At 40.4% G+C, this 21,196-nt stretch carries 20 protein-coding genes and 1 pseudogene; 14 read left to right on the forward strand and 7 right to left on the reverse strand.

Annotated features, from left to right (window positions below):
• Positions 1-65 precede the first annotated feature (65 nt).
• Entirely contained in the window at positions 66-1,421 is a 1,356-nt protein-coding gene (locus tag ASL19_RS05700) for a folate/biopterin family MFS transporter (protein ID WP_057177579.1), read from the forward strand.
• A gap of 67 nt (positions 1,422-1,488) precedes the next feature.
• On the forward strand, positions 1,489-2,976 hold the full coding sequence (locus ASL19_RS05705; protein WP_057177580.1) for a carotenoid oxygenase family protein: 1,488 nt from the start codon (positions 1,489-1,491) through the stop codon (positions 2,974-2,976).
• Here the strand turns inward: ASL19_RS05705 and ASL19_RS05710 are convergent.
• The gene (locus ASL19_RS05710; protein WP_057177581.1) at positions 2,948-4,216 is read right to left on the reverse strand and encodes a glycosyltransferase family 1 protein; all 1,269 of its coding nucleotides are present in this window, start codon (positions 4,214-4,216) and stop codon (positions 2,948-2,950) included. The two genes, ASL19_RS05705 and ASL19_RS05710, sit on opposite strands and share 29 nt — an antisense overlap.
• Before the next feature lie 572 nt (positions 4,217-4,788).
• Here ASL19_RS05710 and ASL19_RS05715 point away from each other — a divergent pair.
• The 5 genes from ASL19_RS05715 (at position 4,789) to ASL19_RS05735 (ending at position 8,186) form a co-directional block, all read left to right on the forward strand.
• Positions 4,789-5,157, forward strand: a complete 369-nt coding sequence (locus ASL19_RS05715; protein WP_006278627.1) for a ferredoxin thioredoxin reductase catalytic beta subunit — start codon at positions 4,789-4,791, stop codon at positions 5,155-5,157.
• A gap of 6 nt (positions 5,158-5,163) precedes the next feature.
• A complete protein-coding gene (locus tag ASL19_RS05720; protein ID WP_006278626.1) occupies positions 5,164-5,568 on the forward strand; it encodes a DUF309 domain-containing protein in 405 nt (134 codons plus the stop codon).
• Between the two features lie 73 nt (positions 5,569-5,641).
• A complete protein-coding gene (locus ASL19_RS05725) occupies positions 5,642-6,127 on the forward strand; it encodes an LptA/OstA family protein (protein ID WP_040010032.1) in 486 nt (161 codons plus the stop codon).
• Positions 6,128-6,157: 30 nt separating this feature from the next.
• On the forward strand, positions 6,158-6,886 hold the full coding sequence (lptB, locus tag ASL19_RS05730) for an LPS export ABC transporter ATP-binding protein (protein ID WP_006278624.1): 729 nt from the start codon (positions 6,158-6,160) through the stop codon (positions 6,884-6,886).
• Between the two features lie 184 nt (positions 6,887-7,070).
• Positions 7,071-8,186, forward strand: coding sequence for an LptF/LptG family permease (locus ASL19_RS05735; RefSeq protein WP_040010030.1), 1,116 nt, complete (start codon positions 7,071-7,073; stop codon positions 8,184-8,186).
• 10 nt (positions 8,187-8,196) lie between these two features.
• On the opposite strand, the gene ASL19_RS05740 is transcribed toward ASL19_RS05735, so the two are convergent.
• Positions 8,197-12,039, reverse strand: coding sequence for a tetratricopeptide repeat protein (locus ASL19_RS05740; RefSeq protein WP_057177582.1), 3,843 nt, complete (start codon positions 12,037-12,039; stop codon positions 8,197-8,199).
• A 145-nt stretch (positions 12,040-12,184) separates the two neighbouring features.
• Between ASL19_RS05740 and ASL19_RS05745 the strand changes: the two genes are divergently transcribed.
• Positions 12,185-13,303: an AAA family ATPase gene (locus ASL19_RS05745; protein WP_057177583.1), complete on the forward strand. Its 1,119-nt coding sequence runs from the start codon at positions 12,185-12,187 to the stop codon at positions 13,301-13,303.
• Between the two features lie 5 nt (positions 13,304-13,308).
• Positions 13,309-13,659, forward strand: coding sequence for a DUF4276 family protein (locus tag ASL19_RS05750; RefSeq protein ID WP_235528934.1), 351 nt, complete (start codon positions 13,309-13,311; stop codon positions 13,657-13,659).
• An 11-nt stretch (positions 13,660-13,670) separates the two neighbouring features.
• Here the strand turns inward: ASL19_RS05750 and trpB are convergent, their stop codons facing one another.
• The 4 genes from trpB to ndhC form a co-directional block, all read right to left on the reverse strand.
• Positions 13,671-14,912: a tryptophan synthase subunit beta gene (gene trpB, locus ASL19_RS05755; RefSeq protein ID WP_006278619.1), complete on the reverse strand. Its 1,242-nt coding sequence runs from the start codon at positions 14,910-14,912 to the stop codon at positions 13,671-13,673.
• Positions 14,913-15,029: 117 nt separating this feature from the next.
• Entirely contained in the window at positions 15,030-15,545 is a 516-nt protein-coding gene (locus ASL19_RS05760) for an NAD(P)H-quinone oxidoreductase subunit J (protein ID WP_057177584.1), read from the reverse strand.
• Positions 15,538-16,275, reverse strand: a complete 738-nt coding sequence (locus tag ASL19_RS05765) for an NADH dehydrogenase subunit K (protein ID WP_057177585.1) — start codon at positions 16,273-16,275, stop codon at positions 15,538-15,540. Before ASL19_RS05765 ends, ASL19_RS05760 begins: the two co-directional genes overlap by 8 nt.
• Positions 16,266-16,628 carry a photosynthetic/respiratory NAD(P)H-quinone oxidoreductase subunit C gene (ndhC, locus tag ASL19_RS05770; RefSeq protein WP_006278615.1) on the reverse strand — a complete coding sequence of 121 codons (363 nt, stop codon included), beginning with the start codon at positions 16,626-16,628 and terminating at the stop codon, positions 16,266-16,268. The genes ASL19_RS05765 and ndhC overlap by 10 nt, the downstream gene beginning before the upstream one ends.
• 198 nt (positions 16,629-16,826) lie before the next feature.
• Between ndhC and ASL19_RS05775 the strand changes: the two genes are divergently transcribed.
• From ASL19_RS05775 to ASL19_RS05795, 5 genes are all read left to right on the forward strand, one after another.
• Complete coding sequence (locus ASL19_RS05775; protein ID WP_057177586.1) at positions 16,827-17,171, forward strand: rubredoxin; 345 nt, start codon at positions 16,827-16,829, stop codon at positions 17,169-17,171.
• Positions 17,172-17,231: 60 nt separating this feature from the next.
• Complete coding sequence (locus ASL19_RS05780; protein ID WP_006278613.1) at positions 17,232-18,254, forward strand: photosynthesis system II assembly factor Ycf48; 1,023 nt, start codon at positions 17,232-17,234, stop codon at positions 18,252-18,254.
• Between the two features lie 71 nt (positions 18,255-18,325).
• The gene (locus tag ASL19_RS05785) at positions 18,326-19,636 is read left to right on the forward strand and encodes a DNA cytosine methyltransferase (RefSeq protein ID WP_057177587.1); all 1,311 of its coding nucleotides are present in this window, start codon (positions 18,326-18,328) and stop codon (positions 19,634-19,636) included.
• 28 nt (positions 19,637-19,664) lie between these two features.
• On the forward strand, positions 19,665-20,192 hold the full coding sequence (locus ASL19_RS05790) for a DUF2085 domain-containing protein (RefSeq protein ID WP_057177588.1): 528 nt from the start codon (positions 19,665-19,667) through the stop codon (positions 20,190-20,192).
• Between the two features lie 185 nt (positions 20,193-20,377).
• Positions 20,378-20,803, forward strand: a complete 426-nt coding sequence (locus ASL19_RS05795) for a type II toxin-antitoxin system VapC family toxin (protein WP_057177605.1) — start codon at positions 20,378-20,380, stop codon at positions 20,801-20,803.
• A gap of 209 nt (positions 20,804-21,012) precedes the next feature.
• Here the strand turns inward: ASL19_RS05795 and ASL19_RS18145 are convergent.
• Positions 21,013-21,196: pseudogene (locus ASL19_RS18145) on the reverse strand (hypothetical protein); the annotation flags it as partial.

Here is a 21,196-nt window from a genome sequence, read left to right on the forward strand (position 1 = left end):
CAGAAGGTATCATATAATGAGGAAATGGATCTAAATTTTTACAAAACTTAACACTATCTGATCACATGCTGATTAACTCTTCTGGCCTTTCCAAGCTTAAAGAATCAATTAATAATTCAATCACCGAGAAGATTTTTTTAGGACATAAACCCGGGCCAGAACTAATTGCTATTCTAGCAGTCTATCTTGTCCAGGGCGCCTTGGGATTGTCTCGTCTTTCAGTGAGTTTTTTCCTCAAGGATGAATTACAGCTAAGTCCGGTAGAAGTTTCAGCCATTCTAGGTATAGTTACTCTACCTTGGATGATTAAACCATTATTTGGCTTTGTTTCTGATACTTTTCCCATATTTGGCTACCGTCGTCGTCCCTATCTAGTCCTATCTGGGATTCTAGGTGCTGCTAGTTGGTTAGCCTTAGCAACATTAGTAGATAGCAGCTGGAAAGCAACAATAACAGTCACCTTATCTTCTTTAGCTATTGCTGTCAGCGATGTGATAGTTGATTCCTTGGTTGTTGAACGTGCCAGGTTAGAATCTCATTCCAAAGCTGGTTCGCTACAATCCTTATGTTGGGGAGCCACTGCCTTGGGCAGTTTTTTAACAGCCTATTTCAGCGGACTAGTATTAGAGTATTTTACTACAAAGACAGTGTTTTTAATTACTGCGTTATTCCCCTTGCTTATCTCCCTAGTTGCCTGGTTCATTGCCGAAACATCAGTTTACCAAGAAGACTCACAGCAAGATAGGAGCAAGTCAGTGAGTATTAGAACTCAGACTCAGCAACTTTTACAAGCTTTTCGCACTAGGGCAGTTTTACTACCAACCCTATTTATTTTTATCTGGCAATGTACTCCCAGTGGAGAATCAGCTTATTTCTACTTCTTTACCAACGAGCTGCATTTCCAACCCGAGTTTTTAGGTAGGATACATTTGTTTACTAGTTTAGCTTCTTTAGTTGGTATTTGGATTTTCCAGCGATTTCTTAAAAACGTTCCATTTCAAAATATTTTTACCTGGAGCATTCTTATATCTGTATTATTAAGAATGACTATGTTAATTTTAATTACACATACCAATAGAGCTTTAGGGATAAATGATAGATGGTTTAGTTTGGGAGACAGCTTAATTATTGCAGCCATGGGGCAAATTGCATTTATGCCTACCATGATATTAGCAGCTAGAATTTGTCCCCTGGGAATAGAAGCAACACTATTTGCAGTATTGATGTCAGTATTTAACCTAGGTGGATTGGTTTCCAGAGAATCCGGAGCTTTAATTATGTACTGGTTAGGAATAACAGAGAGCAATTTTGACAGTTTGTGGTTGCTACTAGTAATAACTAACTTGATTGCCTTACTACCAATGTTATTTGTCAAACTTTTGCCCGGTAAGGAGGAAATGGAATATGGAGTTGCCAAATAGGTTTCCCCCAAATTAGTCCTACCAGTGTTACAATAGTAGATGAAACTTAATATCAATTGATAAAAACATGCAATCTATAGATCTACGTAATCAGCAAAATTTAGAAAAATCCTATACTCGTGAAGATTGGCAACAGGGATATGAGTCCCTGAAAGAAGAGTATGACTATTGGATTGACGAGGTAGAAGGTGAAATACCCAAGGAGCTGGAAGGGACAGTTTTTAAAAATGGTCCTGGGTTATTAGATATCAACGGACAAAGAATACATCATCCCTTTGATGGTGATGGAATGATTAGTCAAATTATATTTAGTGAAGGTCGAGCCCACTTCCGAAATCGATTTGTACAGACTGAGGGTTATTTAGCGGAAAAGAAAGCGGGTAGAATTCTTTATCGCGGAGTATTTGGGACTCAAAAACCTGGTGGTTGGTTAGCTAATATACTGGACTTTAAAACCAAGAATATTGCTAATACAAATGTTATTTACTGGGGTAAAAAACTACTGGCATTGTGGGAAGCAGCAGAACCTTATTCATTAAATCCTTATACCTTAGAAACCCTGGGCAAAGAATATTTTAATCATGGTTTATCATCAGGAGAAGCTTTCAGTGCCCATCCCCGGGTAGATCCCCAGGGCAAACTAGTTAACTTTGCCATTGAACCAGGAATAAAAACAAAGATTACAATTTTTGAACTCAATCAAGATGCTGAAGTGGTAAGTAAGCAAAATCATAAAATTGATGGTTTTTGCTTTATTCATGATTTTGTTATCACCGAAAATTATTGTATTTTCTTCCAAAACCCCCTCAGTTTTAACCCCATTCCTTTTGCCTTAGGAAAAGTTGGTGCAGCACAATGTATTAAACCAGAAAAAAATCTCCCTACCAAAATTATTCTCATTCCCCGTCAGCATAGTCCCATGGTATGTTCGGGAGTAAAAGTTTTAGAAACCACAGCTGGGTTTATTTTTCACCATGCTAATGGTTTTGAAATAGACAATAAAGTTATTGTTGATTCTATCTGTTATGATTCCTTAGCCTTAACAGACATTGAAACCAATCAAGATTATCGACAAACAAACTTTGATGCGATCGCCCCTGGAAAGTTATGGAGATTTGAGCTAGATTTATTGTCAGAAACAGTGACAGCCAAATTAATAAATGACCGCGCCTGTGAATTTCCTGCTATTCATCCGGATCACGTAAGCAGACCCTACCGTTATTTATACATGAGCGCTGCTCATAATCCCCGGGGAAATGCTCCTTTACAAGCCATTTTAAAAATAGATTTAGAGTTGGGGAAACAAGAGATTTGGAGTGCTGCACCCAGGGGTTTTATGGGTGAGCCAATCTTTATTCCCCATCCCCATGGTCAACAAGAAGATGCAGGATGGATTGTAGGCTTGGTTTATAATGCAGAACATCACCGTTCATATATGGTAATTTTAGATGCTAGTGACCTAAAAAAGGGAACAATAGCTAAATTACATTTAAAGCATCATATTCCCCATGCACTACATGGTAGTTTCACAAGGGATGTGTTAGTGAACCGATAATCATCCTATCTAACACCTGAGTATAAACTGTGTTTAGTTGACTGGCCACACCCTCCCAACTAAACTTTTCTACAACTCTCTTACTACCAGCTAAACCTAATTTATCTCGCCATTGAGGATTACCAATAATCCTATCAATAGCATAGCTAAAAGCTGTTACGTCTTGAACGGGAGCCAGTAAACCTGTGTTCTCACTTACTACGGTAAATTGCAGCCCTCCCACGTCACTAGCTATCACTGGTGTACCACATGCCATGGATTCCAAGGCTACTAGACCAAAGGGTTCATAATGACTCGGTATGACACAAACATCAGCTGCAGAATAGTAGTAAGGTAGTATGTCCCTTTTTAACAAACCGGGAAAAAGTGTATATTCCACCATTCCTAGTTCCCGGACAATTCCCTCAATGCGATCGCGTTCCTTCCCGTCGCTATTACCTGGTGTACTCCCACCACCAATAATCAGTTTCAGGTTTTGGTCTCCAAAAAACCTTGACTCTCGCACTGCGCGAACCAGAGTTTCTATTCCTTTACGAGGGTCAAATCTCCCCACATAGAGCACAACCTTGGCCTTCTTGTCAATGCCTAATGTATCTCTAGCCACCCCTCTATCCACACAATTAAACCGGCGAACATTTGTACCACAGGGAATAACTGTAATGTTACCTTTCCTACTGATCAAAGTTCTCATTTGTTCTTCTTCTTGGGGACTCGTGGCTATAATCACTTCCGCTTTTTCCAACACCTCTTTTTCCACTGCCAACCTTTGATTGGCAATGGGTGGAATGTTTTCTATAGTGTTATATTTGACTACTCCTAGGGAATGATATGTGTGAATCTGTTTAGTTCCTTGAATCTGTCTCAATTGGAGTCCCACCCAGCTGGATAGCCAGTAGTTGGTGTGAACTAGTTCATATTTAAAACCGCTTTCTTTCTGAAATTTTAATAGCTGTTCTACAAATTCTCGTAAATATTGAAAACCATGGTCTCTGGAAACAAATTCCACTGGTCCTGCTGTCAATCTAATTGTTCGACAATGGGAATTATGTTGTACAATATTCTCCTGGTCAGGACTGACTTTACGACTGAACATGTCAACTTGCCATCCTAGCTGGGATAGTGCTTCACCTACCTGGCGAACATAAACATTTTGTCCCCCGGCCTCTTCTTTGCCAATTTCTATCGCCGGATCACCATGGACGGAAATCAGGGCAATCCTTTTATTAGTTGTAGAGTTCATAGATACTTGGTGTATGTTATCACAGGGTAGTATGGTATGCCATCCAGGCTGACCTGAATTTTAAAACTTGGTCTTCTTTGTTGATTTTAATACAAAAATCACATTCTGACCGGTTATTATCTTTCTATGATGATTGATCTTATATATCATCAGCAGTTTTTTTACTTATGGTAAAAACCTCCTGTGACTTCGATTAAATCATTTATTCGGCTTATGTTACAACTCCCTTTTGGTTAAGCAAAAGTTAAGTTGAGGTTAAACAGTAAAACCTAAACAGTTTTATTTTTTGGTTTGGCAATTTTTAGTTTTTTAAAAATGAATCTAACTTCCGATCCTATAAAAAAAAATAGCAAAATTCTGTTACATACAATACTAATTTAGTAAATCTTACCAGCAAGTAATCCGGATTCCGCGTAATTTCGGTTTTTTGAATAATTTTGATGATAATTTCGATACAAAGTAGTCTAAATCTTAGGTGGCGATTATGATTATGAATAGCTGGACAAACCAAAAACTTATCCCTAGCTACTGTACAATACAAGAAAATATTTAAATTATCAAAGCTGATTCCGATGACCAACTCAGAAGTTAACACAAAATCCAGTGATAAGAGCTTAGAAGCAATGCGGCACTTTTCAGAACAGTACGCCAAACGGACTGGAACATACTTTTGTTCAGAACCATCCGTGACAGCAGTGGTCATTGAAGGTTTAGCCAAGCACAAAGATGATTTAGGTGCACCATTGTGTCCCTGTCGTCATTATGAAGACAAAGAAGCGGAAGTTAGCGCCGCCTATTGGAATTGTCCTTGTGTACCAATGCGGGAGCGCAAAGAATGCCACTGTATGCTTTTCCTTACTTCTGACAACGAATTTGCCGGGAAAAACTTACAAGAAATTTCCATGGCAACCATTAAAGAAGTACGAGACAGTATGGGATAGTTTCCGATGAATGGAAATCAACCAGAAGAATTTTGGTTAGGTGTAGAACAGTTCAATGCTGGACAGTTCTACGCTTGTCATGATACCCTAGAAGCACTGTGGATAGAAGCAACAGAACCAGAAAAAACCCTCTATCAGGGAATTTTGCAAATTGCCGTGGCCTTATATCATCTGGAAAATAGCAACTTGCGAGGAGCAATGATCCTATTGGGTGAGGGTACGAATCGTTTGCGTCGTTTGGCTGATGATAACAATTATGGGATTAATTTGTGGCAACTTTTAATTGATAGTGTGAACTTTTTAAAAGTCATTCAGCAGGAAAAACCAGAAGAGGTTTCAACCATGACCTTGCCTAAGATTGTCAGGTCAAATCCCCTAGGCACCGATTTCAAAGTTAGCAAAACTCCATAGTTGAGAAACTTTAATCAGCGGAAAACGTCGAATGTTTCGTTGCACTTACAATCAACTTTTATCATGTCCACCTATGCTCAAATCACAAATGCACCGTCTGGGACTGGCTATAATGCTCCCTGTAACTATCATTACGGTTACCCTAACTGGTAAGCTATCCACTGCCCAATCTTCCGGGGGAAATCGCCCATTGACCATCCGTGCTGACATTCAAGAGTATGATGCTAAAACTCAGGTGATTACTGCCCGTGGTAATGTGCAGATGCTCTATCCTGCTCGTCAAATTCAAGCAACTGCTGCCCAAGCCCAATATTTTAGTAAGGAACGCCGGATAGACTTTAGCGGTAATGTATATATTTTACAGCAAGGTAATAATAGTATAAGAGCTGAAAAGGTTACCTATCTCATTGATGAGGGACGATTTATCGCCCTACCCCAATCTAACCGTCAGGTGGAATCAATTTATATGATAGAGGATGATGATTTGAGTCAACCAACTAGTAGACCAACAACCAAACCAACTCCTAAGCAAGGTTCTAAAACTCGGTCTCCCCTCTAATTACTATTAATCATTGCAAGAGCAGCGATAGTGAAAATCTTTCTGGAAAATATTCACAAGTCTTACAGTAAAAGAGTTATTGTCAATCGTGTTAGTCTTTCTGTATCTCAAGGTGAAATAGTTGGTTTGTTAGGACCCAATGGTGCTGGTAAAACCACAACATTTTACATTGCTACGGGTTTAGAAAAACCAGATCAGGGCAAGGTATGGTTAGATGAACTAGATATTACTTCCATGGCCATGCACAAAAGAGCTAGATTGGGTCTTGGCTATCTTGCACAGGAAGCGAGCATTTTTCGTCAACTATCTGTCAAAGAAAATATACTTTTAGTTCTAGAGCAAACTAATGTGCCAAGGCGAGAATGGTCTAGTAGACTACGAGAACTATTAACAGAATTTCGCCTGCAAAAAGTTGTTAATAGTAAGGGTATTCAACTTTCTGGGGGTGAAAGACGACGTACAGAGTTAGCTAGAGCTTTAGCAGCGGGTAGGGAGGGTCCGAAATTTCTGTTTTTGGACGAACCCTTTGCTGGGGTTGACCCCATCGCAGTGGCAGAAATTCAGCAAATTGTTGCCCGATTGAGAGAGCGTGGTATGGGTATTTTAATCACTGACCACAATGTTAGAGAAACCCTGGCCATTACTGACAGAGCTTATATCATGCGGGAAGGACAAATCTTAGCCTTTGGCATTGCTGATGAACTATACAATAATCCTCTTGTGCGTCAATACTATTTAGGAAATCACTTTCTCCTTTAGAAACAATTAAGTAGGGAGGCACAATTATTTGTAGGTTGAGTTTAATACGAAACCCAACAAATATGATAATAATTTATTGACTTTTCATATCTGCGCCCAATTTTGTCGGTTAGGTTGAGGAACGAACCATCATATGCAGACCAAACCATTTTACACGATTAACTCCCTGATGCCATTTTCTATTATGGATCGCTACTTGGCGATGCAGCTACTACCCATCTTTCTATTTGGTGTTGGTGCTTTTACTTCCGTAGTCTTAGCCATTGACAGTTTATTTGAGTTGTTGCGCAAAGTAGTAGAATCCGGACTACCAATTAACATTGCATTAAAAGTGTTTGTGCTGAAATTGCCCTACGTCATGGTTTATTCCTTTCCCATGTCTACTTTACTAGCAACTTTAATGACTTATAGCAAGTTATCCAGTGACAGTGAACTGATAGCTTTAAGAGGATGTGGTGTGAGCGTGTATCGAATAGTCCTAACAGCAGTTTTGCTGAGTGGTTTAGTTACTGGAATGACCTATATATTTAATGAATATATTTCCCCCGCAGCCAATTATGAAGCTAGTGTTACTCTAGAAAGGGCCTTAAAATCAGATCAACCATCATTTAAACAACAGAATATTTATTATCCAGAATATCGAGAAGAAAAAACAAAAGATGGCGGTAGTAGTAGACTATTGGCGCGCTTATTTTATGCTGATGAATTTGATGGCAAAAAAATGAAAGGACTGACAATTATTGATCGTTCTCAAGCGGGAGTAAATCAAATTGTTGTATCTGAATCTGCCCAATGGAATGCATATAAACAAGTTTGGGACTTTTATAATGGCACTATTTATTTAGTTGCTCCTGATCGTTCTTATCGAAATATTTTGCGTTTTGAACATCAGCAATTACAATTGCCTAGCACACCCTTAATTGTGGCTAAAAATAGTCGAGACTATGAAGAAATGAACATTGCCCAATCATTACAACAACTAGAAATAGAAAAGTTAGCAGGTAATCCCCAAAGAATTAAAAAATTGGAGGTCAGAATCCAACAAAAAATAGCCTTCCCCTTCATTTGTATAATTTTTGGTTTAGTTGGTTCAGCTATGGGAACCATCCCCCAACGCACTGGTAGAGGAAGGAGTTTTGGTGTCAGCATTATAGTCATTTTTATTTATTATTTATTACTATCTGTTTGTGGAGCTTTAGCACAAGCAGAAATTTTGTCTCCCTTTGTAGGTGCATGGTTACCCAATCTGTGTGGGTTAGGGATGGGAATTTTAATTCTTATGCAATTTTCCCAAAAGTAGATGGGGATGTTTAACGATTGGGGTTTGAGCAAACAACCCGGAAACCCAAATTGTTCTTGTCAGAGAGATGACGATTACGGGAACCAGAACGACAGTGTTTAGCAGAATCACACCAAGAACCACCACGTAACAGATGGCCGCGAAAAACACCAAAAATTCCCTTCTCAACCCATGGACTACCATCCTTTGGTATATCTTGGTAGTGATCACGCCAATGATCTAAACACCATTCCCAAACGTTCCCGTGCATATCGTATAATCCAAATGGGTTGGGAGGGAAACTTCCCACCTCCGTAGTTTGTTTGCGATATTGTCCTTGAGGTGCTAAACTATCCCCATGGTCTCCATGATAGTTGACCAGATCTGTTGTAATGGTGTCACCAAAATGAAATTCTGTGCTGGTTCCCCCCCTACAAGCATATTCCCACTGTGCTTCACTAGGTAAGGTGTATATCCTTCCAGTAATCTGACTGAGTTCTTCGCAGAAATCAAGTGCTTGACTCCACTTTACCCTTTCTACTGGGCGTTTGTCACCCTTGAAATAAGAAGGGTTATCTCCCGTAACAGCTTGATATTGTTCCTGTGTTATCTCGTATTTTCCCATGAAAAAACTGGGTATTGTGACTAAATGTTCAGCAATCCCCTCCGCATTTCCCCGATTTTCAGCTGACTTGATGGTAAATGTCCCTCCTGGAATTTCTACCATTTCTAAGGTGATATCATCACCTAAATCCTCCACAAAGTATATCGCACTAGCGTCACGTTTGATTATCTCTCCGGAATTTTTCTTACTAACTACTTCAAAGCTTAGGATCTTTAAGTTAAGGTAATTACGGAGTTTAATGGTCAGTGTTAATCCTCCCTTCTCCCAAAACTTGAGGTTTTCCTTTAGGTCTAAACTACCAAGACTTAAAGCTCGGTTAAAATCCTCTATTGCTCCCTGTCTGTCTCCCAATTCGTAGCGAATGTTCCCTCGTATGTTATACGCTTCAACATAATTGGAGTTAATCTTCAAAGCTTGATTAAAATCCTCTATTGCTCCCTGTCTATCCCCTAATTTATAGCAAACAATTGCTCGATTGTTGTATGCTTCTGCATAATAAGGATTTATTTGGAGAGCTTGACTAAAATCATCTTTAGCCCATTCCCTATCTCCCAAATCTGTGTATGCAACTCCCCGATTGTTGTATGCTTGAGCGTAATTGGGATTAATGTTTAAAGCCTGATTAAAATCTTCTATGGCTTTTTGTCTATTTCCCAATTCATAGCGTGCATATCCTCTATTAATATATGATTCTGTATAATTAGAGGCAATTATAGTAGCTTGAGTAAAATCTTCTATAGCCAATTGCCTCTCGCCCAAACAAATACGCACAATTCCCCTATTGTTATAGGCTTGGGCATAGTTGGAGTTAATATTAAGAGCGTGATTGAAATCCTCTATTGCTCCCCGATTATCCCTCAACTCATAGCGAACAATTCCCCTATTGTTATAAGCTTGGGCATAGTTGGAATTAATATTAAGAGCATGATTGAAATCCCCTATTGCTCCCTGGTGATCTCCCAGCTCATAGCGAACAATTCCCCGATTGTTATAAGCATCAGCATAACTAGGGTCAATATCCAGACCATGATTGAAATCATTTATCGCCCCTTGGCTATCTCCTAACTTATAAAGAGCAGTTCCTCTACCAATATAGGCATCAGCACAATTAGACTTAATTTCTAGAGCTTGAGTGTAATCATCTATTGCTCTCTGGTAGTTTGCTAAATCATAGTAAGCAATCCCCCGATTATAGTAGGCATCAGCATAATCAGGACTAATATTAATGGCTTCCGTATAATCATCTATTGCCGTTTGATAGTCTGCCATATGACTACGAACAATTCCTCGATTGTTATATACGTAAGCATAATCAGGATTAAGATTCAGGGCCTGGGTATAATCATCTATTGCTCCCTGGTTGTCTCCCAACTCACTTCGGGTCAGTCCCCGTGCAATGTAGGTTTCAGTATCATCAGGGTTAATATTGAGTGCTTGAGTATAATCATTTATCGCCCCTTGTTTATCTCCCAGTTCGCTACGAAGCATTCCCCAAGCGTAGTAGGCTTGAGCATAATTAGGATTAATATTAATAGCTTGAGTATAATCATCTACCGCTCCTTGTTTATCTCCTAAGCTAGTGCGAGCAATTCCTCGGTTGTAGTAGGCTTGAGCATAGTTAGGATTAAGACTCAAGCTCTGGGTATAATCATCTATTGCTCCTTGTTTATCTCCTAGGTTAAAACGAGCAATTCCCCGACCGTAGTAGGCTTGAGCATAATTAGGATTAATATTAATGGCTTGGGTATAATCATCTATTGCTCCCTGGTTGTCTTCTAAATTAATGCGGGTAGCTCCCCAATTATAATAGGCTTCAGTATAGTTATAATCAACTCTGAGAGCTTGAATGTAATCATCTATTGCTCCTTGATAATCTCCCAAGTAAGTACGAATAGCTCCCCGATTATTATATGCTTCGGCATAATTAGGATTAATTCTGATAGCTTGGGTGTAATCATTCATGGCCGCCTTGTTAGAACCCAGGTCACTACGAATTATGCCCCGGTTGTAATAGGCACTAGCAAACTTAGGATTAAGATTCAAGCTCCGGGTATAGTCGTCTATTGCTCCCTGCTTATCTCCTAATTGACTGCGAGCAACACCTCGATTATGGTACGCTTGGGCATAATTAGGATTAATTCTAATTGCCTGGCTAAAATCATTGATAGCTTCTTGATGGTTTCCTAGGTCACAGTAAACAAGTCCTCTAGCAGCATAACCATCAGCAAAGTGGGAATTAATCCTGATAACCTGATTAAAATCATCTATTGCTCCCTGCTTATCCCCTAAATCATATCGAGCAAGTCCCCGTCTAGTATAAGCATCAAAAAAAGCAGAATTAAGGTGAAGAGCTTGGTTGAAATCATCTATTGCTTTTTCAAGATACCCCATATCACTATGAGTGACTCCGCGACTATAAGCAGCTAAAGCCAGATTAGGGTTAATATCAAGAGCTTGGTTAAAATCCTCTATTGCTCCTTGCCCATCCCCCAAATTGCTGCGGGCAATTCCCCGCTCCATATATGCCTGAGCTAGGTTAGAATTAATACTTATGGACTGGGTAAAATCATTTATTGCCCCCCGATGGTCTCCTAAGTCGCTGCGGGCAATTCCTCGACAAAGGTAGGTATGGGCATCCTCTTCCAGGTCAATTTCTAAAACCGCCTGATTGCCTAGGGAAATAATAGTGTCAGTCTGTCTTGGTGATAGGGTACTACAGACAGCCTGCATTTGCGCTAAATGAACTGAAAATTTAGGTAATGCCTGTTCAAATTCAGTTTCTATATGTTGCAATATTTCTAACTCTGCCCCATAATCAACTGAACTAGAAGGAGATATAAAAGGATTGGGGGTAAAAGTAGTGTTTCCACCAAATGTGCGATGAAACCAGATAGCTAACTCCCTAGCTATCTTTAATATAGTCAAAGCCTGACTAGAATCACTAGTATACTCATAGGCTGCTCTATCACTAACAACCCTAACTTGATGGAATAGAAGGGCTACCTTTTGTGGTAGAATTCCCTTTAGCTCTAATTGGTTCAATAGGTCTGCTTGGTTTTCAACAGTGGAATGGAAATTTCCCGTTCTAGCAGCAATTAATTGAGCCAAGAGTTGGCCAAAGTAGCACAATTTAACCAGACAAGTTTTGGGTTGATTCCACACATAGCCCTCAGCCAAAATACCAAGACGTACTAACTGTTGTAAATCCTGCGGTTGTAAAAACTGGAAGTTGACTGATTCTTTTGTCATAACTCAATTTGACCAGCGTGACACAAAATTAATGGTAGTGTGGGACAGACTCCAATATTACTACACACTACTCATGAGTGTCAATCTCAATCAAGACCACGCTGGTACGAAAAATTACCTAAAACTTTTCTAGGAGGTGGACATCATGGCTGCTAAGAGTTTTCCTATAAGTAGCCTCTCTATAAAAGGATACAAGTCTATCAAAAACCTTCAAGACTTCCCCATGCGATCGCTCAATATTCTTATCGGTGCTAATGGCGCAGGAAAGAGTAATTTTGTCACATTTTTCGCAATGCTCAGTGAACTGGTAGAGCAGCGATTACAAGTTTGGGTACAAAAGCAGGGCGGTGCGGAGCGAGTTCTGAGCTTTGGAATCAGAGAGACTCCTGAGTTGTATTCTAGAATTTATTTTGCGCGGAATCAATATAGCTTTACTCTAGGACCGACAGCATCTTCTGGTTTTGTTTTCTTGGAGGAGGAAGAGTATTTCGATGGCCCACGCTTCGGTCCAAAAAAGAAAACTAAATCAGGTCAAACAGAGTCATGTTTGAGAGATTGGAAAGCAGCTGCAAAGCAAGACAGTATGGAGGATTACATTTATTCCTCAATGTCAAGCTGGAAGGTCTTTCACTTTCACGATACTAGTGACATGGCTGGCGTAAAACGCCCTTGTTCAGTTCACGACAATAAGCATCTCAGACCCGAAGCGTCTAACCTTGCTGCTTACCTATACCTTCTGCAACAAAAGGAGACAGCCATATATAATCAGATTCGTAAGACCGTGGCGTTGGCGATCCCATTCTTTGATGATTTTGTTCTTGAACCTACCACTCTACCAACAGAAGAACAGCAAATTCGGTTGCTATGGAAACAGAAAGACAGCGATTATGCTTTTTGGCCCAGTCAGCTTTCTGATGGTTCACTCCGATTCATCTGTTTAGTTACGGTTCTTATGCAACCCAATCCTCCTTCCACTATCATCATCGACGAACCAGAGTTAGGACTACATCCCCATGCCATTGTTTTGCTTGGTTCTCTCATTCGAGCAAACTCCAACCGAACCCAGGTTATCGTTTCCACTCAATCTGTCCCATTACTTAACGAGTTTAGCATAGACGACTTGATTGTAGTTGAACGGGAGGAAGGAGCTTCCGTGTTCAAACGCTACAATGGCGAGGATTTCTCCTCTTGGCTAGAAAATTATAGCATTGGTGAACTGTGGGAGAAGAATATTCTTGGAGGGAGGCCTAGAATCGGGAGCTAGCACAGGTGATTGAGAGTCAGCTTGGTCATTCTATTAGCAAACGTTTTATTCCCTACGTTCAAATGCACGAGTTTGAGGCGCTACTATTTAGCGATCCGATAATCTTTGCCAAGAGTATAGACAAACCTGCGATCGCATCGGAGTTATTAACCATTAGGAATAGTTTTGCTTCGCCAGAGGAGATAAATGATGGGCCGATGACAGCACCGAGCAAACGAATATTGACCCTCATTGCTGAGTATCAAAAGCCAACAATGGGCGTAATTGGCGCTCTTGAGATTAATCTCCCCGTTCTGCGACATGAGTGTCAGCTTTTTAATAAATGGCTTTGCTGTCTGGAACATTTATCTTCTTAGATTTTCAGATGTTACCCTGGGATAAGAAACTTCGCTGCTGTCTGTACATCTTTATCACCCCTACCAGAACAATTAATCACAATTCGTGGACTACCTACTAACTGGGGACATAAAGTTTCTAAATAAGCGATCGCATGGGATGTTTCCAAAGCTGGTATAATCCCCTCCAATTGGGAAAGTCTTTGAAAAGCCTCTAAAGCTTCCCTATCTGTTACACTATAATATTCAGCTCTACCGGTATCCTTCATATAACTGTGTTCTGGTCCAACACCAGGATAATCAAGTCCTGCACTAATAGAGTGTGGCTCAATAACCTGCCCCTCCCCGTCTTGTAGCAAATAACTCATAGCACCATGCAATACACCCACTTGTCCTTTGGTCAAAGTAGCAGCATGTTTACCAGTATCCACCCCTTCACCAGCTGCTTCCACACCAATTAATCGTACAGAAGGTTCTTTAACAAACTCATGGAAAAGTCCCATAGCATTAGAACCCCCTCCCACACAAGCCAAAAGAATATCTGGTAAACCGCCCCATTTTTCCATAGCTTGCTCCCGGGTTTCCCGACCAATCACAGCATGAAAGTCTCGCACCATCATGGGGTAAGGATGGGGACCAGCAACTGATCCTAGAATATAGTGAGTTGTTTCCACATTAGTCACCCAATCCCGAATGGCTTCAGATGTGGCATCTTTAAGAGTACCTGTTCCCGCAGCTACCCCCCTCACTTCCGCACCCATTAATCGCATTCTAAATACATTTAAAGATTGGCGTTCCATGTCATGAACGCCCATATAAATAACACATTTTAAACCAAACCGGGCGCATACCGTTGCTGTAGCTACCCCATGCTGTCCTGCTCCGGTTTCAGCAATAATTCGCTCTTTACCCATGCGTTTGGCTAAAAGTACCTGACCAAGAGCATTATTAATTTTATGAGCACCTGTATGATTTAAATCCTCACGCTTTAAATAAATTTGCGCCCCAGTACCATCAGGAAGAGCATAATGAGCAGTAAGTCTTTGGGCAAAGTATAAAGGTGTGGAGCGTCCTACATAGTCTTTTAGTAAAGCCTGTAATTCCGTTTGAAAATCCGACTCCTGACGATAACGCTGATAAGCCGCTTCCAATTCAAACAAAGCTGGCATTAAAGTTTCTGGAACATATTTGCCCCCAAAGCGACCAAAACGTCCCAGACTATCGGGGACAGAACTAGCTTGGGACAGGTTAGGAGAAAGGGGAGTAGTAATCACAGATTCATTAAAAAGAGACAACAGGGTTAATTTTAAGAGTTAATTCTAATTCTATATTCTATCTGCAATTATCTTGCAGATAGATATTAATCTGGACAAGAGCATCAAAAATGCTACTTAATAAGCATCTTGCAACTCGTAGAAATCCGGCGAAATGTAGTCCTTACGCAAAGGCCAACCCACCCAATCTTCAGGCATCAGGATTCGTTTCAAATTGGGATGACCCTCATAAATAATACCAAACATGTCATAGGATTCCCGTTCTTGCCAGTCAGCAGTCCGCCAAATCCAGTACACAGATGGTACAACGGGATTCTCTCTGGGTAAGAATACCTTAAGTCTTACCTCAGCTGGTTTATCAGCATCACTACTGACCTTAATCAAATGGTAAACACTAACCAAATCCTGCCCAGGACCTAAATCAATACCTCCTTGAAACTGGAGATAATTAAACCCATAAGCATATAAAGCCGTTGCAGTGGGTAGTAAAAAATCCGGTGCCACCTTAATAATTTCTACCCCATTGACATCAGGACTTAAAGACTCATGGTCAAAGCCATTTTCCGTTAACCAGGTAGAAACCTGACCTGCAGGAACCAGTTTAGATTCCGCTTGAGACTCCACATCAGCCACGCTTTTGTTCCTCCTTTGTCCTAGATGTCAACAGTGCGGGTGGTACAGGCATACCAATTGCCTGAGTTAATTCCTTGGGTGGATTATAGCGAGTTTCTGATTGTAAATACCTACCAGTTAAAATCTCTGGAACTGGTTTCATACTGTGGGTAGTACTGTAATAGCGATGGGTTTGCTTAATTTGATCCCGTTCCTGGATAGAATCATTAGCAATTTTTTTGCGCAACTTAATAATTGCATCAATAATTGCTTCCGGACGAGGAGGACAACCGGGTAAATACACATCTACAGGAATTAACTTATCTACCCCGCGCACCGCACTAGGAGAGTCCACGCTAAACATCCCACCAGTAATAGTACAAGCTCCCATGGCGATCACATACTTAGGTTCAGGCATTTGTTCATAAAGACGTACCAATTGAGGACCCATCTTCATGGTAATTGTGCCAGCAGTAATCAATAAATCAGCTTGACGGGGGCTAGAACGGGGAATTAACCCAAAACGGTCGAAGTCGAAACGAGAGCCAATTAAAGCGGCAAATTCAATGAAACAGCAAGCTGTACCAAATAACAAAGGCCACAAACTAGAAAGCCTAGCCCAGTTATAGAGGTCATCTACCGTGGTTAAAATGACGTTTTCTGACAGTTCCTGAGTAACTGTGGTGGGCCGCTCAATAGGATTAATAATTCTTTCTTTGTCTTGGGTGGTTAAATTAGAACCTACGACCATTCTAATGCTCCTTTACGCCATGCGTAAACTAGTGCGACTACAAGAATCGCAATAAAAATCAATGCCTCTATAAATGCCAATAGCCCTAAACGGTGGAAAGCCACTGCCCAAGGGTAAAGAAAAACCGTCTCCACGTCAAAGACAACAAAGACTAGAGCAAACATATAGTAGCGAATGTTAAATTGAATCCAGGCACCACCAAAAGGTTCCATACCGGACTCATAAGTAGTGCGTCGTTCAGGACTGTAGCTACTAGGTCTCAGGATTTTAGATGCTGACAGCGCCAGGGCTGGAACTAGGCTACAAAGGATTAAGAAGCCTAGAAGATATTCGTAACCGCTAAGGACAAACACAATGGATATCTACCAAACTATGAGGAAAATAAGGCTGTGAGCTTCTTTTACATTATATCTTTTCGGCCTGTCTGAAATCTAGGAAACAGACAGACTAAACTATTGGATTAGGTTTTGACAATTATCGAAAAGTTTTACAAATATAATGTCATAATTTTTAACGTATATTTAAGATTTCCTCTCTAGGAGAATCCGACCATGAGTGAACAAGCTCAAGAAGCTCTGGAGACTCAGGCGCCAGACCGTTATGAGTGTCGCGCCTGCGGTTATGTTTATGAACCAGAGAAGGGAGATGATAAATATAATATCCCAGCGGGCACAGCTTTTGCCGACTTACCGACAAATTGGAAATGTCCAGTATGTAGTGCTAAGAAAGTGGCTTTTGCCAATATTGGTCCTACGGGCACGGCTTCTGGTTTCAAAGAGAACTTAGGTTACGGATTTGGTGTTAATCAACTCACACCAACGCAAAAAAACATCTTGATTTTTGGTGCCTTAGCCTTGGGATTCTTGTTTTTTATTAGTCTCTACGGCTTACAATAACAGCCCTCTAGGGCTAAAACCTGTAAAAATTCAACTCTTGATAAAGACTAAAACATACTGATGAGTTCAATAACAAAAAAGTGGCAAGGATTATTTGCCGTGTTACTAGTGGTGCTGACCTGTATTGCTTGTAGTAAGGTTCCATCTACCAGTTTTAACCCTTGGGAAATAATTAGTGTACCAACAGAGGAAAAACTGTTTGATATTGCCTTTACAGATGAGCCCAATCATGGTTATTTAGTAGGTAGCAATGCTACCTTATTAGAAACTAAAGATGGTGGAAAGACTTGGCAGCGTTTAGAATTAGCAGTGGAAGAGCCAAGGTCTCGTTTTGACTCTATTAGTTTCGCTGGTCAAGAAGGTTGGATTGTAGGCGAACCCTCCGTACTACTACATACCACCGATGGTGGTAAATCTTGGTCTAGCTTACCCCTGAGTCAGAAATTACCCGGTAGCCCTATTTTAGTAAAAGCTCTGGGTGAAAATGCAGCAGAAATGGCCACGGATGTGGGAGCAATATATGGGACTACAGATGGTGGTTTAAACTGGAAGGCTCAAGTAGAAACTGCTGTAGGTGTGGTGCGCAATTTAGAGCGTTCTAGTGACGGTAAATATATCGCCGTTTCTGCTAAGGGTAGTTTTTATTCTGTTTGGGAACCGGGGATGACCGCTTGGGAACCTCATAATCGCAATAGTTCCCGACGTTTGGAAAATATGGGTTTTGCTGATAACGGTCAACTGTGGTTATTAGCAAGAGGTGGTCAAGTGCAATTTAGTGACCCAGCTAAATCGGATGAGTGGTTAGAAGCTAGATATCCAGAGTTGTCTACCAGTTGGGGGTTATTAGATTTAGCTTATCGCACACCCCAGGAAATCTGGATTGGTGGCGGTAGTGGTAATTTATTACGCAGCACAGATGGTGGTCAAACCTGGGAAAAAGACCGAGAGGTGGAAGAAGTTGCTGCTAACTTATATAAGGTTGTATTTTTCAACCCTGATCAAGGTTTTATTATTGCCGATCATGGTGTGTTGCTTAAATATAATCCCCACAAAGAAAATACCACCCCAGCTGATGTGATTTAGTTGATGGTTTAGTAGCCAGAACGTCATCAACTCTTTATATAGCGTTCTGGCACAAGCCATGATTCATAAAAATGAACCAAAACAAGGAAAGACAAAAAAGAAGACCAATTGCCATTGATTTATTTTCTGGAGCGGGTGGACTTTCTCTAGGAATAGAATCTGCTGGTTTTGAGGTAGTGATATCTATTGAAATTGATCCCGTTCACAGTGCCATTCACAACTATAATTTCCCCAACTGTGCAAATATTTGTCGAGACATATCAAATGTGTCTAGCGAAGAGTTATGGAATATTTTAAATGATAAGGATATAAATGAAGTTGATTTATTAGCTGGGGGACCGCCCTGTCAAGGATTTTCCCAAATGGGATATAGACACATAGAAGATCCCAGAAACAAATTAGTGTTTGAATATGTAAGAGTTGTCAGAGACATCAAACCAAGGTACTTTATTTTTGAAAATGTTCCTGGTATAGTGTCTGGCAAGCATAAGGGATTTATAGAGGATCTTTGTCATGAATTTATCCAGATAGGCTATAATACCATTGTTCCGGTTTTAATTTTGAATGCAGCGGACTTTGGTGTGGCACAAAACAGATCTCGTTTAATTTTGCTGGGTTGGCGCAAGGACATGCCAAAACCAGTATATCCCGGAGTTCTGTTTGAAAAACCCACAGCAAATAGTAAAAGTAGGGAGCTATCTTCTCTACCACCATGGTTAGGAGCATCAGATGTTTTGAGTGATTTAGAGGGTGTTTCAGTTTTTATTGGGAAAGATGAAGGGCTCAGTCCTGATAAATTGGAATATTGTGGACCCCGATCTAACTTTTCCTTTCATCCCAATGGTGTATTTGACCTATGTCACAGAAGAACCTTTACCCAAAAATTAATTTACGGTCATTTGTCCTCTACCCACACAGAACAATCAATCGTCAGATTTAAAAATGTTCCCCAAGGAGTAGTAGAACCAACAACTAGGCTCTTCAAATTACATCCTTATAGACCCTCTAACACCCTCAGAGCGGGTACAGATAGTAAACGAGGTGCACATACTGCGCCCCGACCCATACATTACTCTCATCCACGTTGTATTTCCATCCGTGAAGCTGCAAGATTACATTCCTTTCCAGACTGGTTTCAGTTTCATAGAACTATTTGGCATGGACATAGACAGATTGGCAATTCCGTACCTCCCCTATTAGCAAAGGAGATTGCCCAAAGCCTAATTGGGCTTTTAGGTTATGACCTGAGCAAGATTCCGGTGGACAATTTACCGCCATCAGATCCGGGACTTCTTTCTTTAACTATGCACCAGGCTTGTAATTTACTTGGCGTGTGTAAGGATGTTATAGGAAAGCGGAACCGTAACAAATTAAACACATAGTTCATTAACAATATTAATTAAACAATATATGTCCCATTCTATCCTTCAACAAAACCTAACACAAAAGAAAATTAGTCCAGTCAGCTTTTTTGCGGACATTCTCTTAGCAGGAATGGTATTGGGTCCATCCTTGGCTCCCTTCTTGGCCGCATCTAATGTGTTTGTACTACAAATTATCAGTAATATAATTTATTTCATAGGTGATCATGTTTGTCCTCAACCTGAAACCGGTTTAGAATTAGCGCCCCCTTACATTATGACAGTTTGTATGCGGTGTTATGGAACAGTTACGGGATTATTAATAACACGTGTTTTGTATGGTCTAACCCAGGGGAAAGGAGTTTTTTGGTTACACCAATATGGTTGGATGGGTGCATCCGTGGCTACGATTTTGATGACAGCTTATCCTTGGGAGTTAGCTGCTGAGGTTTTTGGTTTGTGGGAGTTTAATAATTATGTTGTTACTCCCTTTGGTTTAGTTACCGGTTTGGCTTGGGGGTTGTTTGCTATGCCACTTTTACATTCTAGTAAGAGAACTTTTCTAATAAATCAATGATGCTGTCTCCCCAATTTGTGCAGCGTTCAAATATTTCTCTGAATTTTTCTTTCAAGCAGTGCATCTTGGCTAGAGTGGGAGAAACTGACTGGACTGATTTTAGACGATTTATTTTTAAAAACACTGGCTTTTCACTCCACGGTAAATCATGTATCATTCGCCAGTGGTTTTGGTGTATACTATATATGATCATAGTTGATACAGGCTTTTGGTTAGCTCTTGCTAATAAACAAGATGCAGTTCATATAGCCGCCAAAAAAAGATTTCAAGATTTAGCTAATCAGCAATTTATTAAAACCTGGTGCGTCGTTACGGAGACTTGCTATTTATTACAAAAAAGAGTAGGAGTGCATGCTCCAAAAATCTTTATTAATAAAATTTCCACAGGAAAACTACAAATCTTTGATCTGAAACAAAATCATTGCCAGCGTATTGAAGAACTGATAGAAAAATATCAAGATTTGCCGATGGATTTGGCCGATGCTTCTCTCGTTATTCTGGCAGAACAACTAGGTCATGGGCGAATTTTGTCAGTTGATTATCGAGATTTTAACACCTATCGCTGGAAAAATACAGAACCATTTGATAACCTCTTTCAGGAATTTTTATGATGTAGTGCAGTCACCATAAATGCTATCTCGCGATTGCAATCACCCGTAGGGTGTGCTTCGCAATCGCCCATAAGAAGTGCTTCCCAATCGCATTTATAACCCGTAGGGGTGTTGGGATCCCTCAACCCAACCGACAAAACCAGTCGGTTTTCAACTGACTTTCGCTTTGAGACCGGGAATTGATTCCCGGTCTCCCCCAGAGACAGTCTCTAGGTAGGGGTTAATTTACAGCGGTTTTCATGTAAATAAACCACAATGATTGAACCAATTAAGCGCATCTCTCTCAGGCGATCGCATAATTCTGAAAGTAGTAAATCATTTTTCTCATCCAGCCAAGACTTGATCATGTTTAAATATTGGCCTGCAATTATCTGGGAACAAAATACAGATAAA

The sequence above is a fragment of the Cylindrospermopsis sp. CR12 genome (assembly GCF_001432185.1).
GTDB classification, from domain to species: domain Bacteria; phylum Cyanobacteriota; class Cyanobacteriia; order Cyanobacteriales; family Nostocaceae; genus Raphidiopsis; species Raphidiopsis raciborskii.